Source organism: Paenibacillus sp. AR247 (assembly GCF_002968895.1).
Classification (GTDB): domain Bacteria; phylum Bacillota; class Bacilli; order Paenibacillales; family Paenibacillaceae; genus Paenibacillus_AQ; species Paenibacillus_AQ favisporus.
On record NZ_PCZT01000019.1, the window covers coordinates 1 to 12,725 of the forward strand.

Consider the following 12,725-nt stretch of genomic DNA (forward strand, 5'->3'; position numbering starts at 1 on the left):
CGGCGTAAACCGGTAAGTGTTAGATTCATTCCTGGTAGGACTGGATTACAATCGGAGAAAAAGCTTAGGAGGACAAATCGGTGACATCAATTACGTTTGTCAGGCATGGAATAACCGATCATAACATCGAGAACAGGGCGCAGGGGCATACGCAAAATCCGCTGAACCAAACCGGAAGAATGCAGGCTGCGCTGGTTGCCAAGCGGCTGGCCGGGGAGCCGTGGGATCTGTTTATTTCCAGCGACCTGCGGCGCGCCCGGGAGACGGCCGACATCATCGCGGCCGAAATCAAGAAGCCTGTCGATTTCTACGACGTGCGCCTGCGCGAGATGGACCGCGGCAAAATCGCCGATACGACCGAAGCGGAAAGGGTCCAGCGCTGGGGAGCCCGTTGGCACGAGCTGGACATGGAGCAGGAAACGGATGAGATGATGCGGGCCCGCGGCCGAAGCTTTGTGGAAGAGATGGCAGCCAGATTTCCGGGAAAGAAAATTCTCGCCGTCACGCACGGCTATTTTCTGGGGCAAACCTTAAAAGAACTGATGCAGGATGAGTCGACGGGCGTCAAGCTGCGCAACACTTCCGTTACGACCATCGTTCTGAAGGATACTGCCTGGACCTATTCGCTCTACGACTGCATCAAGCATTTGGAAGTGACCAAGGGCTAGCAGGCCGGGACGCGGACAGCGGGGCGCCTGTCATCACCGGCATGTGAAATCGACCGGACGCCGGCGCCTTGCCCTGTCTTCCCTCACAAGGACACCAGAGCCCGGTTACAGCCGATTCTGCTCGCGGTATTTGGATGGGCTCATGCCCATATTTTTGGAGAACACCCGGCTTAGATACAAGCCGTTCTCATATCCGCAGCAGGTGGCAATCTGGTCCAGCGTCATATCGGTATCCAGCAGCAACTCGGCCACTTTACTGATTCGCAAAGACCGGACAAAGTCCGAAGGAGCGATCCGGAACGACTTCCGGAACCGGCGCGTAAACTGGACGGGACTGAGGTTCAGCGAATCCGACAGCTCCCTCATGCTGAACGGGGTGTACCCATTCTGGTAAATCCATTCGGCTGCACGATTCATCAGCACATCGTCCGAGTCGGCCAGCAGCTGCTGCTCATCATGGAGATGCTCTCTTTCCCACACCTCGCAGGCGAGCTGCCAGATGTCGTTCATGATCATGTCCTTGCGCAGCACATGCCGTGGTTCTGTCGCTAAATGCAGTTTTCGCAAATAGGCAAAATTGGAAACGAGGCGTTTGTTGTCAAGCGGGCGCGACAAAAACGTCGGCAGCGGCGGGACAAGCTCCGTCTGCTCCTCCCCCACCATTTCAAAGCCGATATAGTGAAGCGCGAGCGGAGACACCATCTCCCGTTCAAAGGTAAACCCCGGCGGGCAGTACACCAGGTCTCCGGCCCCCGCCTCCCCTCGTTCCTCCCCGATCCGGTAATAAAATTTGCCCGATTCCACGGCAAACAGCACCCAGACGGAGTAACAATCCACATCCATTTCAAACCTTTCCTTACGCTCGAAATATGCATGAGAAACCAGATGCAGCGTTTGATTCCACAAGGTTGTTGTCGTCATCTATGCATCGTTCCTTTGGCCTGGAAGATAGTTTCATTGTAAATGGATTGCAGCAGGGCGTTCAATCTTTATTTTGGCCCGAAAACATACCATGATCGGAACCAATATGATGGGCAGGGGGCTAAAGCATGGGCTTCTGCACAGTCACCCTTTTGCCCCTGGGCGTATGCTGTAGGTAAAAGGAGGGCTGTTCATGCCGCTTTTGCTGCAGTATACGGACATCGAAAATGAAGAGCTTTCTCTGGAAGCCTGGAAGAAGGAGGCCTGCCGGCGGTTTGCGGCCAAGATGACGGACCGTGAAGCCCGGTTCCCCTGCATTCCGGCCACAAGGGCGTTTGCGCTCGGTCATCTCCGTTACGGTTTTGCGCCAAGCCCCTGGGACGATTCGGCAGGGCCGGAGCTCGCGCAGATCATTGCCGAGTATGGCAGAGCTTCGCGTGCTTTCGGGGATTACTCCTCCCTGATTGTTTTTTTCGAGGCGGAGGAGAACGTTAGAGAGGTTCTGGCGTATGAAGATGTATTCTGGAACTTACTGAACCAGGTCAGCCGTTTAGATCGTACGCCGTGGCCGGAGGACATTCCGGAAGACCCGGAGCAGGCGCTGTGGGAGTTCTGTTACGATGGCGAGCGGTATTTCGTCTACTGCGGCACCCCGGCACATACGTCCCGTCAGAGCCGAAGCTTCCCCTATTTCATGCTGGCTTTGACGCCGCGCTGGGTGTTGGACCAGTGGAACGCCTATCCTGAAAAAGCGGCCGAGATCGCTCCCCGGATCCGTGCCCGCCTGGCCGCATACGACACAACGCCGGCCCATCCGGAATTAAAGCCTTACGGATCGCAGGGAAATCTTGAATACAAGCAGTATTTTCTGCGGGATGACGACACCTCGCCGGCCCGATGCCCCTTCCATCGGGCAATAACGGAGCGGGCAGGGAAGTAGAACGGTTTGGCTCTCGATCAAGCAGCAGATGCCCCTGCGGGCTGCGAAATACCAAAAAGAACCTCGGGATCCCGCCCAAGGTTCTTTTTCACAACAACATCGATTAAAAAATCGTCGGCACCATTCCCCCATCCATACGGATCGGAGCGCCTTTGAACGCAGATGCATAAGGGCTGCATACAAAAGCAGCCAATCTGCCGATTTCAAACGGCCGGATAAACCGCTGAATTTCGGATTGGGGCAGGCCTGCCGCCATAAATCTCTTCTCTTTTTCCGAGAAGGTCAAATCTTCGTCAGCGTACATCCCCTCAATGATTTGCTGCACATTTTCAGAGAGGGTCGGTCCCGGCATGATCGTATTCACGGTAACCTCGGTGCCCTTCGTCAATTTGGACAAGCTCTTCGACAGAGATAACAGCATCGACTTGGTCACGGCATACTGAGGCATTTGTCCCGAAGGCATCAACGCTTCCTCGCTCGCAATAAAGAGAACCCGCCCATAATCCTGCTTCAGCATCTTAGGCAGATAGAATTTGGTCAGTCCGTTGGCGGCAAGAACATTCGTGCGGAAGTAGCTTTCCCACACTTCGTCGTCAACGTTCTCATATGACATGATCTCATAGATTCCCATATTGTTCACCAAAATATCAACCTGGGGGAATTTTTCAAACAAAGCTTCTCTTTGCCCTTTATCTACAAGATCGGCCGTCGCCTTCTGCGGAGAGGTCGCCGGGAAGTTCGCCTTGATTTCATTCACCGTTTGTTCTACCTCTGCATCGTTTCGGCCGTTAATGAGTACATGAACGCCTTCTTTGGCCAGCTCGATGGCAATGGCCTTTCCGATCCCTTTCGTAGATCCTGTAACTAACGCTGTCTTATTGTGTAATCCCATATCCATAACAAAAAACTCCTTTTACTCCGGATAGAGATAATATTACCTGACCAGGAGGGTTCAGTAACTAGCCTGCTGCGCCAACGTTCTTGCTATACGCGCCAATAAAATAACAGAATATCCCGACACGCCGAAGCAAGCCGAGGTTTGGAAATCTATCGATAATCGGGCTCTGCTCGCTGTCCTTCTGCTCACGAGTTCGCACTTACATGTTCAGCACGCCAATGGGATGGCGTATTTCCTTCCCAAAGCCGGAAGGCCCGGTAGAACGAATTCTGGTCTTCGTATCCAACCAGGAAAGCGACCTCTTTAATACCAAGCGAAGGGTCCGCCAAATATTCCCTTGCCTGCTCATGTCTGGCTTGCGTCAGCAGGTGCTTAAAGCTTGTGTTCTCCTCTGTAAGCCGGCGCTGCAAGGTACGGTCGCTCATCCCGAGCTCTTTGGCTACAGCCTGAATGTCGGGGCGCCCTGCCGTGAGGCTGCGCTTCAGAATCCATTTGACCGTCTCGGGGAACGAGCGGCTGCGCTGCTGCTCATCAAGCGACCGATCCAGCGCGGGAGTCAGAATGTCCAGCAGTTCTTCGTTGTACGATAGAAAAGGCCGATCCAGATCTCGCAGGTGCAGCGTCAGCCGGTTGCCTGTCGCACCTACCTCGATCCGGCAGCCGAAATAACTTTCAAGGGTCTGGATATCACCCATCGGCTGCGAAAATTCAACGGACCGTGCTTGCACAGGCTGCCCTGTCCCCCGGCGCCCAAGCTCCATGAGGCATGCCAGCGTGATGCCAACCAGCACCGGCGGGCCGGACTCCCCGGGATGCAGCCAGCCCAGCTCGATGGTGCAGTGCTCTCCCTCCTCGGTGATGTGCAGGCTCTCGGGGGGACACATTTGCTTGTACCGGACCATCCGGTACAGCGCGTCACGGTAATCACGGGCATGATACGTCGCCAAAACGGTCGGCGGATATTTCGCCGTTTCAAAGACGGTCGCCAGTTGGATGATGCCTTGGGCGACGTCGCCGGCCAGCTCGGAATAAGCCTGCCAAATGGCGAAATATTGGGCCGTGGTGACCTCGGGTTCTGCAATGATCGTAAGCGGGAGTCCTGCGCTGCGGGCAACGTCATGCGGGGCAATCCCGAGTTGACGGAATCCTGCCCACAATCCCGGCGGAATTTTTATGCGTTCAGAAATATAGGAGCTCATCGCTGCGGGCCTCCTTTAAGCAGTCGCATTCGTTGTAATCGGATAGGCGACCTTCGTCATGGATGTACGTACAGCTATTATAGTACCTGTCCTTATCGCTCTGAAACCAGCAAAAAGTGACAAATCTTCGACGAACCCCGGTCTAGGCTTTCCAGCCAAGAATGGTTTATGATATAGAAAAAGCCAAATTCAGGAGATATATCATGGATATCGCGAAAAAAGAACTGGTGGTCAACCTCTGCCTTCTCTCCCTTGTTCTAAGCATTTTAAGCGGTGCCCTTGTCGTCCATATCAACAATTCGCTGGTATCCGATACCCCATACGTTAGCGGCCCGGGGGACTTCGTCGTGTTTGTGTTCTTCTTTTTGATACTGTATGGATTTCATGCCGTGGTAAGTTTTTTTCATTTCGCTGCGGCAGCATTCGCAAGAAGATCGCTTGTGACAAGACTTGCTGTTTTTAATGCAGCCGGGTTAGCGTTAGTTGGGGCTATTTATGTTTATATCCAGGATGTAACCGTATTGTTTCTGGTCTCCTCCCTCGGTATTTTCTCCCTAGTTACAGCCGTAATATACCGTAAAAAGGTTGTTGATTAATTAGTGTAGACACCAAAAGACCTGCTCCTATATTGGCAGCAGGTCCCCATGGTATGATGGCCAACTTACTCAAATGGATAACGAAGTCCCCATTGACCTCGGATCCGGTCGAGCAGCTTCATAATCGCCACCGACTCTTCAAGCGGAATGACCGAGCTTTCGGTCCGCCCCTCCGCCAGGCATCTTGCCACTTCCTCTGCTTCAAACGCATATCCGAGCGATGTCCGGTCATCTTCAAAAATCTCTTCACTGCCGTTGACATATAACGCAGCTCTGGTCGCGTTCAAAAAGGAAGGAATGCGAATATACCCTTCCGTGCCGTAAATGCATGCTTCATTGTCCATATTCAGACGTATGGCCCCGTTCAGCTGTGCGGTTTTGCCTAGGCCATAGGAGAGCAGGACAGAGAACTGCTCGTCCACGCCGGTACTGCCGATCTGAGCGGTACTCGACACTTCCTCCGGTTCAGCCCCAAAGATCATTGATGCAAAAGACACGGGGTAAATCCCGGCATCCAGCAGCGCCCCGCCCCCAAGGCTCGGATTGAACAGTCTGCCTTCCGGATTGACGCCGGCACGGAATCCAAAATCCGCTTTGACGAGCTGAACGTCACCAATTCGCCCTTCATCCAGCCATTCCCTCACTTTGCGGATAACCGGAAGAAATCTTGTCCACATTCCTTCCATCAGAAAAACCTTGTTCTCCTTGGCATAAGATACGGCCTCCTCCAGTTCGCCCGCGTTCACCGTAAAAGGCTTTTCGCACAATACTGCTTTGCCCGCCTTCAAACACAGCAGGACGTTTTCCTTATGTGCAGGATGCGGCGTTGCGACATAGATCGCGTCAATGTCCGGATCGTTTGCCAGCTCTTCGTAGCTGCCGTATGCTTTCCCGATTCCATAGTCAGCGGCGAAGCGCGAAGCGCTGTCGAGCGTTCTGGAGCCTACGGCCGCTGCCACCCCATTTTCCGCAAAAGCAAGATCCTTCGTAAACTGTGACGCAATCCAGCCCGTTCCCAAAATACCCCATTGAATCGTTTTCGGCATGTGATTATTCCTCCTCAAAGTTAGATTACGAATGATAGACTATTAGTCATGGGTGATTTCATGACTTTCCAGTTTTCCGTTTGCATCGAACTGCAGTTTAAATAGAAGATCATCAACCCCTAAGCCCGCTCTTCCCAAATAGTAAACAAACTGAGGAACGGGGCTCGTTATCCTTTGCTCAGGCTCTCCCAATGAACTGATAATTTCGTCTTGTGTCATTCCTTTAAGGTCGCTTTTTACCAACAAATCTTCGACCATACGGTACCGCTTCCCTGGATGATCGATCCAAGCATCCGAACTGAACTTGTTTTGGCATGCACTGAGAAATAGTAGCAGCAGCAAAGAAGAAATGAGCAACAACTTTTTCATCTTCTTTCACTCCTTGAACTCAACCGGTGAACCCAGATTTCCTTGAATATGCGAAAAACCATACGAAATTTGCTGCATGAACGATGATGGCTATTCCTCATTTCCAAGAAGCTCCCCAGCGAAACGGGAATAACGGTTTGATCAGCTCGAGTACCGCTTTCGCGTACTCCTGGATTTCTTTTTGCGCATCATGCTCCAGCCGTTGAGACAGGAAGTGCGCAACGGATTGAACCGACGCCGTCCAGTACCAGCGTACAATACATCCCGTAAGCGGGAAGGTAACAACCGGGCCTGTTCCGCGCAAATGCCGTCCGCCAAAGCTGCTTCGTACTTGGAAATGCCAAGCTCCACATAACCCATCAGCTCTTGGGTATGCTTCACGCCTAATCTCCCAATCCACCTCTCCGCCGCTGCCCTGCTTGGAGTTTTCCGGTTGGAGCCTCCACTCGCCTGCCTTTGGGATATAAAATGCAGGGTCCTCTGTTATGTATCGCCGGCTTGATTCGTTCCATGCCTCCAAGCTGTCGCCGGTTCCCTCATAATGGGCGGATCCGACCACGTATTTCCACCATTGTCTGGCCACCATTAATGGGGCATAGACCTCAAACTGAACGATGGCATGGCGAAAAGGCGACGTATGCCCTTCGCGGGCAAGGAACTTGATAAGCCGCACGTCCCGTTCGTTCAACTCCAGCGACTGCTTGGCATAAGAGACACGGGCCGCATTCACGACGGTTAAGTCCGATCCCATATGATTCACTAAACGAACATAGCCCTGATCCAGCACTTCGATGGTCGACATACCGTCCTCCTTAAGTTCATTCTACAGCAGTGCGGCACTCTTTCGATGTTGTGTGTTCGAAAAAAGGTCCGCTTTTTTTATTTCGCCATGCGGTAAAAGAAAGCCTTCCTGGCTCGAATCCTGACCGCTGCCAATCTCTATAAATGGCTCTGACGCCGCTGGCGGTACTGCCCCGGGGAAATCCCCGTACGGTCCCGAAACAGCCTCCCGAAAAAGCTCGCGCTCGGAATGCCGACCTGCTCCGCCACTTCCTGCACCGTCAGCGACGTCTGCTCCAGCAGAACCATCGCCTGGCTGATCCGCAAATGCTGCACATACTGAAGTGGCGTCATGCCCGTATACTTTTTCAGGCAGCGGGTGATGTGGTCGAACTGAAAATGCAGCGCCTCCTCAAGCTCCTCCGAGCGAAAAGGCTCATTCCAGCTGCGCTGCAGATAGCTGACCGTCTCCCGGGCGAGAGCGGCCGATCGCGAGCCCGGCCTGCGCCCCAAATCCGCCTGCAGCAGCTCCAGCAGGTCGCAGAACAGCACCTGCAGCTTCAAGGACTGCTCCACGGCAAAACCGCGATGCAGCTCCACCATCCGGTCCAGCAAAGGCTGGAGCAGGTGAAAAGGGCCCTGCGGTATGAAGCCGCGCTCAGGCCTGGCGAACGGCGCTGCCTGCTCCATCGGGGACCAGCTGCATCCGCTCGGCGCGATGGATCGAAGCCACCTACCGGCTGATCGGCGCGGCCTATGCCGAGGTTGAAGCCAAAGAAGCGTGGTGCCGTGACGCCGTCAACGTCGCCGACGTGGCGCTGCTGTCGGTGGAAGCGGCCGGCACCCATCAGGCGACCGGCGGCCACGACAGCTTCACCGGCGATCCGGACGCCGGCGCGGTGCGCATGCTGCTGGAAGGGCATATCCTGTTCGACGTCGTCGACCTGGAAGCCGACTTCAGCCCGTATGCCGTTCTGATCCTGCCCGACCGGATCCGGGTCAACGATGCGATCCTGGCCAAGCTGGACAGCTTTTTGGCCGGCGGCGGGCGCATCCTTGCTACAGGCGAATCGGGCCTGAAGCCGGACGACAGCGAATTCGCCATCGACTTGGGCGTTCGCCACGCCGGCGTCAATCCGTTCCGTCCAGACTACTACCATCCGCAGCATCCGCTCGCTAGCCTGCAGGAATCGGCGTTTATTTTCTATTCGGAGGGGCAGAAAGTGACGCTTGCCGAGGGCGGAACCGAGCTTGGCAAACGGGAAAATCCGTATTTTAACCGCGACGCGTTCACGTTCTGCTCCCATCAGCATACACCGAACAGCGGAGAGTACGGCGGGCCGGGCATGGTGGAGCATGCGAACGGAATTTATATCGCCTGGAACGTGTTCGAAGATTATGCTTCCAAGGGAAGCCTCGTTTTAAAGGAAACCGTCCTGTACGCGTTGAACCGTCTGCTGCCGGAGAAGACGCTGCGTACGAACCTTCCCGCGCAGGGCGTAACAACGGTTCAGCATCAGCCGGACCAGAAGCGTTATGTTCATCATTCGCTGTACGCCTCGCCGGTGAAGCGCGGGCGTAACATTGAAGTGATCGAGGACCTGCTCCCGATCCGCGGAACGACCGCGGAGCTGCGGATTTCCGAGCCGGTCACCGGCGTATACCTGGCGCCGCAGATGACGCCCATCGATTTCCGGCAGCAGGATTGCCTCGTCTCGTATGAGCTGCCGGAGTGGCAGTGCCACCAAATGGTCGTTCTAGATTACGGCCAGCCGGAAGGGAAATAGCGAGCAGCGGCAGCCTGTCTCTACCCGAGACACACGCCCCCATCTCATAAACACATGCTTCTCTCAAACGCACGCGTACTCGCAATCACACACGCTTGCTCGAAACGAAACTACACGCATACTCGGACATACAGGCTTACGCGTAACCCTATGCTCACGAATAAGCACAGTACAGATACGCGTAAACACATACTTACGCAAAAATACAAGCGGTGGCGAACTACATGTTTATGCTTTCGCCTAAACCTTGCTCACTCGCAAACCAAAGAGCCCGGAGCGCTTCTTAGCTGCTCCGGGCTTTTTAGCCTTATTTCCGGCCGAAATCCGCCTTAATCTCGCCCCATTCCTCGGTCTTCCACTTCACAATTTTGTTCTCGTACTTATTCTCGTGCAGCCACTGCACGGCGCGGTCCGTCAGCTCCCAAATCTTCCGCGTCTTCTCGGTACGGGCCAGCGTCGTTGCCGGTTTCTTGTTGCGCACCCAAGCAAGCGCCGTCTTCGAGTCGGTGTAAATGGTCTTCTTGCTGCCCTTCTGCTTCAAATACGCCAGCGCATGGACGATCGCGATAAATTCGCCCAGGTTGTTCGTTCCATTTTCAACCGGCCCGACATAGAACAGAATTTCCCCCGTCCGCGTATCGACGCCTTTGTACTCGACCGGGCCGGGATTGCCGCGCGTACCGACATCCACCGAGATGCTGTCGTAATCGATCTCTTCCATCGAGGATGCCGACGCAGACGGCTTGCCGGATTTGGCTGCTTTGGACGTATAACCTCCGGCTGAGCCCGACGCCTTGGCTTTACCCCAGTTTTTCTTCCATCCGCCCGCATAAGCCGCTTCCGCCTCTGCGCGCGATTCGTAGGACTTGTATTTGGCGTCCGTATACCCGTTTACCTGAGCCTGGCATTCCGGCCAAGACGTATAGATTCCCGGCTTATGCCCTTCCCAGACGACGTAAAATTTTTGCTTTGCCATAACTAGAATTTGCTCCTATCTGCTTCTGCATCTTTTTCCCCATCGACAGTTACGTTCTTCCAAGCAGACGGCTATTGCGCCAGACCCGTTCCTTCGAACGCCCGGATGACTTCCTTGATTTCCTCCGGCAGCGGAGTGCTCTTCCCGCTCTTCGTTTCGATCAGCACGACCGCGCCGCGTCCGGCCGCCTTCAGTGCTCCTGAAGCGACGACGGCATACTCAATGTCTAGGGAGGAGCGTCCGATCGACGCCACCCGCACATGGAGCTGCACCGGATCGCTGCGGTACATCTGGGCGAGATATTGGCACTCGAGGTCGGCAACCACCATCACTTTCTCCTCACCGAACAAGTCGGCAAACAGCCCGAGCTGCTCGAAGTATTCGATTCTGCCCTGTTCAAAATACATAAAATAGCTGACGTTATTCACATGTCCAAGCATATCCGTCTCGCAGTAGCGCACCTTGATCGGGATTGAAAAATGAAACTTTTGCAGCCAGCCTGCAGCATCCGGCTGAATAAAGCTTTCCCTTTTCATGAAAATGTCTCCTTTGTGGACCCGCTGTTCCCCTGCCTGCGTACAAGCACGTGAGATTCCCCATCGGCTTGACGGCTTGGCCGGATCAGGCCCCGATTTCCGGCTGTCTGATGCCCATTATAGCAAAAAATGCTCCCCCCGTTCAGCAATTATCGCGGCGACAGCCCTTTTCCCCGCGTCGTATGATTTAAGGAAATCGTCAGACGGGGCCAGTGATCAGAGCATCCTGGGGACGTTATCCTTTGCCGTTTCTTTGGCTCAGGTATTGACAGGACCGGGATTTGTTTTAACATGTGAAGAACAGCATGTATCCGACTGCGGATCAAGAGAGAGAGGGAACCTGATGATCATCGATATCGAGAACATTACGTGGAGAAGCGGGCAGCATACGTTAATGAAAAATGTAAGCTGGCAGGTGAAGCCCGGCGAGAATTGGGCGCTGCTGGGCCTGAACGGCTCGGGCAAAACGACGCTGCTGAACATCGTCAACGGCTATATTTGGCCGTCCGAGGGCTCGGTCAGTGTGCTGGGGCACCGCTTCGGGGAAGTGGACCTGCGCGAGCTGCGCAAATCGATCGGCTGGGTCAGCAACTCCTTTCAGGAGCGTCTGTACGGATCGGACCGCACCCAGAACATCGTCGTCAGCGGTAAGCACGCCACGGTGGGCTTGTACGACAAAACGAGCGATGAGGACTTCGACCGTGCCCGCGAGTTGATGGAAACGATGAACTGCGGCCATTTGTGGGACCGCGAATACCGGACCTGCTCACAGGGCGAGAAGCAGAAGCTGCTCATTGCCCGCGCGCTGATGGCTAATCCACGCATCCTGATTCTGGACGAGCCGTGCAACGGGCTGGATCTGTTCTCCCGGGAGAAGCTGCTGGACAGCATCCGGGAGCTGACCCTGCAGCCGGACGCGCCGACGCTCATTTACGTCACGCACCACACCGAGGAAATTTTGCCGGCATTTAGCCACGTGCTGCTGATGAGACGCGGCGAGGCGGTCTGCAGCGGGCGGACCGAGGACGTGCTGACCGCGGACACGCTCAGCGACCTGTTCGAATCACCGGTGGAGGTTGACCGTCACAGAGACCGGGTATACGTGCGCGTAGCGGAATAGGCGCTGCGATTACAGGGCGGATCGCAAAAGGAGGGCTTCGTTGATCGAAGTTCCTCCTTTTTTATGCTTGCACCATCGAGAGCTTGTCCGGCTTCGCCCAGCATAGTTTAGCGAATAAACCTGATGACATCCGGCTCAAAGTTCCCGCTCTGTAAGCCGATATATTAGTAAGGAAATGATTTCCTGAACATTGGTTTATATTTCGAGACAAAGGGGATATTTTTGCAGCATGAAAAAATGGTTAACCGCAGTACTCATCATGTGCCTCACCTGGGTGTGCCTTGCGCCATCCGCACCTGCTTCCGCCGCTTCGGCCGTCAAAAACGTCGTGATCGTCGATGCAAAAACCGGCTATTCCTTCCTGCCGGTCCGCTCCCTGAGCGAATTCGAAGGCGTGACCACCCAGTGGAACGATGCCGCCAAGCAGCTCGACATTTTCCAGGGCAACCACCGCCTGACGCTTCACCTCGCGCAGAAGTCCGCCGCTTTCGACGGCGCTAGCCTCGCTCTAGCCGCCGCCCCGTTCCGCGAGAACGGCTCGGTTTATGTACCGCTGTCGCTCATCGTCAGCAAGCTCGGCGTTGAAGCCAGTTGGCAGAAGGACGAAGCAGCCGTCAAGCTGACCAGGGAAGGAGCGGAACAGTATCTCCCCTACGTTACCCGAAACGTGGGACAAGCCCTGAAAAACCCGATCGTGAGCGCACGCCAAACGTATAAAGTCGGCGGCAGATCGTTTTCCGCCCAGACGGTGACGATCGACCTGCTGCATCCGAAAATTCAGCTGGATGTCGTACTCGCCGGGAATACGCCAGGCAAGGTCGAAGACCTCTCCAGCATCGCCAAGCGCAGCGGCGCAAAGGTAGCCGTCAACGGCACCTTTTTTGACGCT

The 12,725-nt window shown here is 54.9% G+C and carries 15 protein-coding genes; 6 read left to right on the forward strand and 9 right to left on the reverse strand.

Annotation, left to right across the window (positions count from 1 at the left end):
- Window positions 1-80 precede the first annotated feature (80 nt).
- Entirely contained in the window at window positions 81-668 is a 588-nt protein-coding gene (locus tag CPT76_RS26970) for a histidine phosphatase family protein (protein WP_105445099.1), read from the forward strand.
- Between the two features lie 105 nt (window positions 669-773).
- Here the strand turns inward: CPT76_RS26970 and CPT76_RS26975 are convergent, their stop codons facing one another.
- Window positions 774-1,589 (reverse strand): helix-turn-helix domain-containing protein, encoded by an 816-nt coding sequence (locus tag CPT76_RS26975; RefSeq protein WP_105445100.1) that lies wholly within the window; start codon window positions 1,587-1,589, stop codon window positions 774-776.
- A gap of 193 nt (window positions 1,590-1,782) precedes the next feature.
- Between CPT76_RS26975 and CPT76_RS26980 the strand changes: the two genes are divergently transcribed.
- The gene (locus CPT76_RS26980) at window positions 1,783-2,529 is read left to right on the forward strand and encodes a YqcI/YcgG family protein (protein ID WP_105445101.1); all 747 of its coding nucleotides are present in this window, start codon (window positions 1,783-1,785) and stop codon (window positions 2,527-2,529) included.
- Window positions 2,530-2,632: 103 nt separating this feature from the next.
- Here the strand turns inward: CPT76_RS26980 and CPT76_RS26985 are convergent, their stop codons facing one another.
- Entirely contained in the window at window positions 2,633-3,427 is a 795-nt protein-coding gene (locus CPT76_RS26985; RefSeq protein ID WP_105445102.1) for an SDR family NAD(P)-dependent oxidoreductase, read from the reverse strand.
- 185 nt (window positions 3,428-3,612) lie between these two features.
- Window positions 3,613-4,626, reverse strand: coding sequence for an AraC family transcriptional regulator (locus CPT76_RS26990; protein WP_105445103.1), 1,014 nt, complete (start codon window positions 4,624-4,626; stop codon window positions 3,613-3,615).
- Window positions 4,627-4,829: 203 nt separating this feature from the next.
- On the opposite strand from CPT76_RS26990, the gene CPT76_RS26995 reads away from it, so the two are divergent.
- The gene (locus tag CPT76_RS26995) at window positions 4,830-5,222 is read left to right on the forward strand and encodes a hypothetical protein (RefSeq protein WP_105445104.1); all 393 of its coding nucleotides are present in this window, start codon (window positions 4,830-4,832) and stop codon (window positions 5,220-5,222) included.
- A 65-nt stretch (window positions 5,223-5,287) separates the two neighbouring features.
- On the opposite strand, the gene CPT76_RS27000 is transcribed toward CPT76_RS26995, so the two are convergent.
- From CPT76_RS27000 to CPT76_RS40595, 4 genes are all read right to left on the reverse strand, one after another.
- Window positions 5,288-6,268 carry a Gfo/Idh/MocA family protein gene (locus tag CPT76_RS27000; protein ID WP_105445105.1) on the reverse strand — a complete coding sequence of 327 codons (981 nt, stop codon included), beginning with the start codon at window positions 6,266-6,268 and terminating at the stop codon, window positions 5,288-5,290.
- A gap of 42 nt (window positions 6,269-6,310) precedes the next feature.
- Window positions 6,311-6,637 (reverse strand): hypothetical protein, encoded by a 327-nt coding sequence (locus tag CPT76_RS27005; protein ID WP_105445106.1) that lies wholly within the window; start codon window positions 6,635-6,637, stop codon window positions 6,311-6,313.
- Between the two features lie 97 nt (window positions 6,638-6,734).
- On the reverse strand, window positions 6,735-7,439 hold the full coding sequence (locus CPT76_RS27010; protein WP_258168833.1) for an FAD-dependent thymidylate synthase: 705 nt from the start codon (window positions 7,437-7,439) through the stop codon (window positions 6,735-6,737).
- Between the two features lie 137 nt (window positions 7,440-7,576).
- Complete coding sequence (locus tag CPT76_RS40595) at window positions 7,577-8,107, reverse strand: helix-turn-helix domain-containing protein (protein WP_258168834.1); 531 nt, start codon at window positions 8,105-8,107, stop codon at window positions 7,577-7,579.
- A gap of 122 nt (window positions 8,108-8,229) precedes the next feature.
- On the opposite strand from CPT76_RS40595, the gene CPT76_RS27020 reads away from it, so the two are divergent.
- Window positions 8,230-9,204: a beta-galactosidase trimerization domain-containing protein gene (locus CPT76_RS27020; RefSeq protein WP_258168835.1), complete on the forward strand. Its 975-nt coding sequence runs from the start codon at window positions 8,230-8,232 to the stop codon at window positions 9,202-9,204.
- Window positions 9,205-9,511: 307 nt separating this feature from the next.
- Here CPT76_RS27020 and rnhA read toward each other — a convergent pair whose 3' ends face one another.
- The gene (rnhA, locus tag CPT76_RS27025) at window positions 9,512-10,180 is read right to left on the reverse strand and encodes a ribonuclease H (RefSeq protein WP_105445107.1); all 669 of its coding nucleotides are present in this window, start codon (window positions 10,178-10,180) and stop codon (window positions 9,512-9,514) included.
- Between the two features lie 71 nt (window positions 10,181-10,251).
- Window positions 10,252-10,716 carry an acyl-CoA thioesterase gene (locus CPT76_RS27030; RefSeq protein WP_105445108.1) on the reverse strand — a complete coding sequence of 155 codons (465 nt, stop codon included), beginning with the start codon at window positions 10,714-10,716 and terminating at the stop codon, window positions 10,252-10,254.
- 343 nt (window positions 10,717-11,059) lie between these two features.
- Here CPT76_RS27030 and CPT76_RS27035 point away from each other — a divergent pair, with 343 nt between their 5' ends.
- Complete coding sequence (locus CPT76_RS27035) at window positions 11,060-11,836, forward strand: ABC transporter ATP-binding protein (protein ID WP_105445109.1); 777 nt, start codon at window positions 11,060-11,062, stop codon at window positions 11,834-11,836.
- 229 nt (window positions 11,837-12,065) lie between these two features.
- A partial coding sequence (locus CPT76_RS40600) for a copper amine oxidase N-terminal domain-containing protein (RefSeq protein ID WP_258168836.1) occupies window positions 12,066-12,725 on the forward strand: 660 nt, incomplete at its 3' end.

Bases quoted from the DNA above. Each gene is read 5' to 3' on its own strand.
- CPT76_RS26975 (WP_105445100.1), bottom strand. From the start codon at position 1,589: ATGACGACAACAACCTTGTGGAATCAAACGCTGCATCTGGTTTCTCAT.
- CPT76_RS26980 (WP_105445101.1), top strand. From the start codon at position 1,783: ATGCCGCTTTTGCTGCAGTATACGGACATCGAAAATGAAGAGCTTTCT.
- CPT76_RS26985 (WP_105445102.1), bottom strand. From the start codon at position 3,427: ATGGATATGGGATTACACAATAAGACAGCGTTAGTTACAGGATCTACG.
- CPT76_RS26990 (WP_105445103.1), bottom strand. From the start codon at position 4,626: ATGAGCTCCTATATTTCTGAACGCATAAAAATTCCGCCGGGATTGTGG.
- CPT76_RS26995 (WP_105445104.1), top strand. From the start codon at position 4,830: ATGGATATCGCGAAAAAAGAACTGGTGGTCAACCTCTGCCTTCTCTCC.
- CPT76_RS27000 (WP_105445105.1), bottom strand. From the start codon at position 6,268: ATGCCGAAAACGATTCAATGGGGTATTTTGGGAACGGGCTGGATTGCG.
- CPT76_RS27005 (WP_105445106.1), bottom strand. From the start codon at position 6,637: ATGAAAAAGTTGTTGCTCATTTCTTCTTTGCTGCTGCTACTATTTCTC.
- CPT76_RS27010 (WP_258168833.1), bottom strand. From the start codon at position 7,439: ATGTCGACCATCGAAGTGCTGGATCAGGGCTATGTTCGTTTAGTGAAT.
- CPT76_RS40595 (WP_258168834.1), bottom strand. From the start codon at position 8,107: ATGGAGCAGGCAGCGCCGTTCGCCAGGCCTGAGCGCGGCTTCATACCG.
- rnhA (WP_105445107.1), bottom strand. From the start codon at position 10,180: ATGGCAAAGCAAAAATTTTACGTCGTCTGGGAAGGGCATAAGCCGGGA.
- CPT76_RS27030 (WP_105445108.1), bottom strand. From the start codon at position 10,716: ATGAAAAGGGAAAGCTTTATTCAGCCGGATGCTGCAGGCTGGCTGCAA.
- CPT76_RS27035 (WP_105445109.1), top strand. From the start codon at position 11,060: ATGATCATCGATATCGAGAACATTACGTGGAGAAGCGGGCAGCATACG.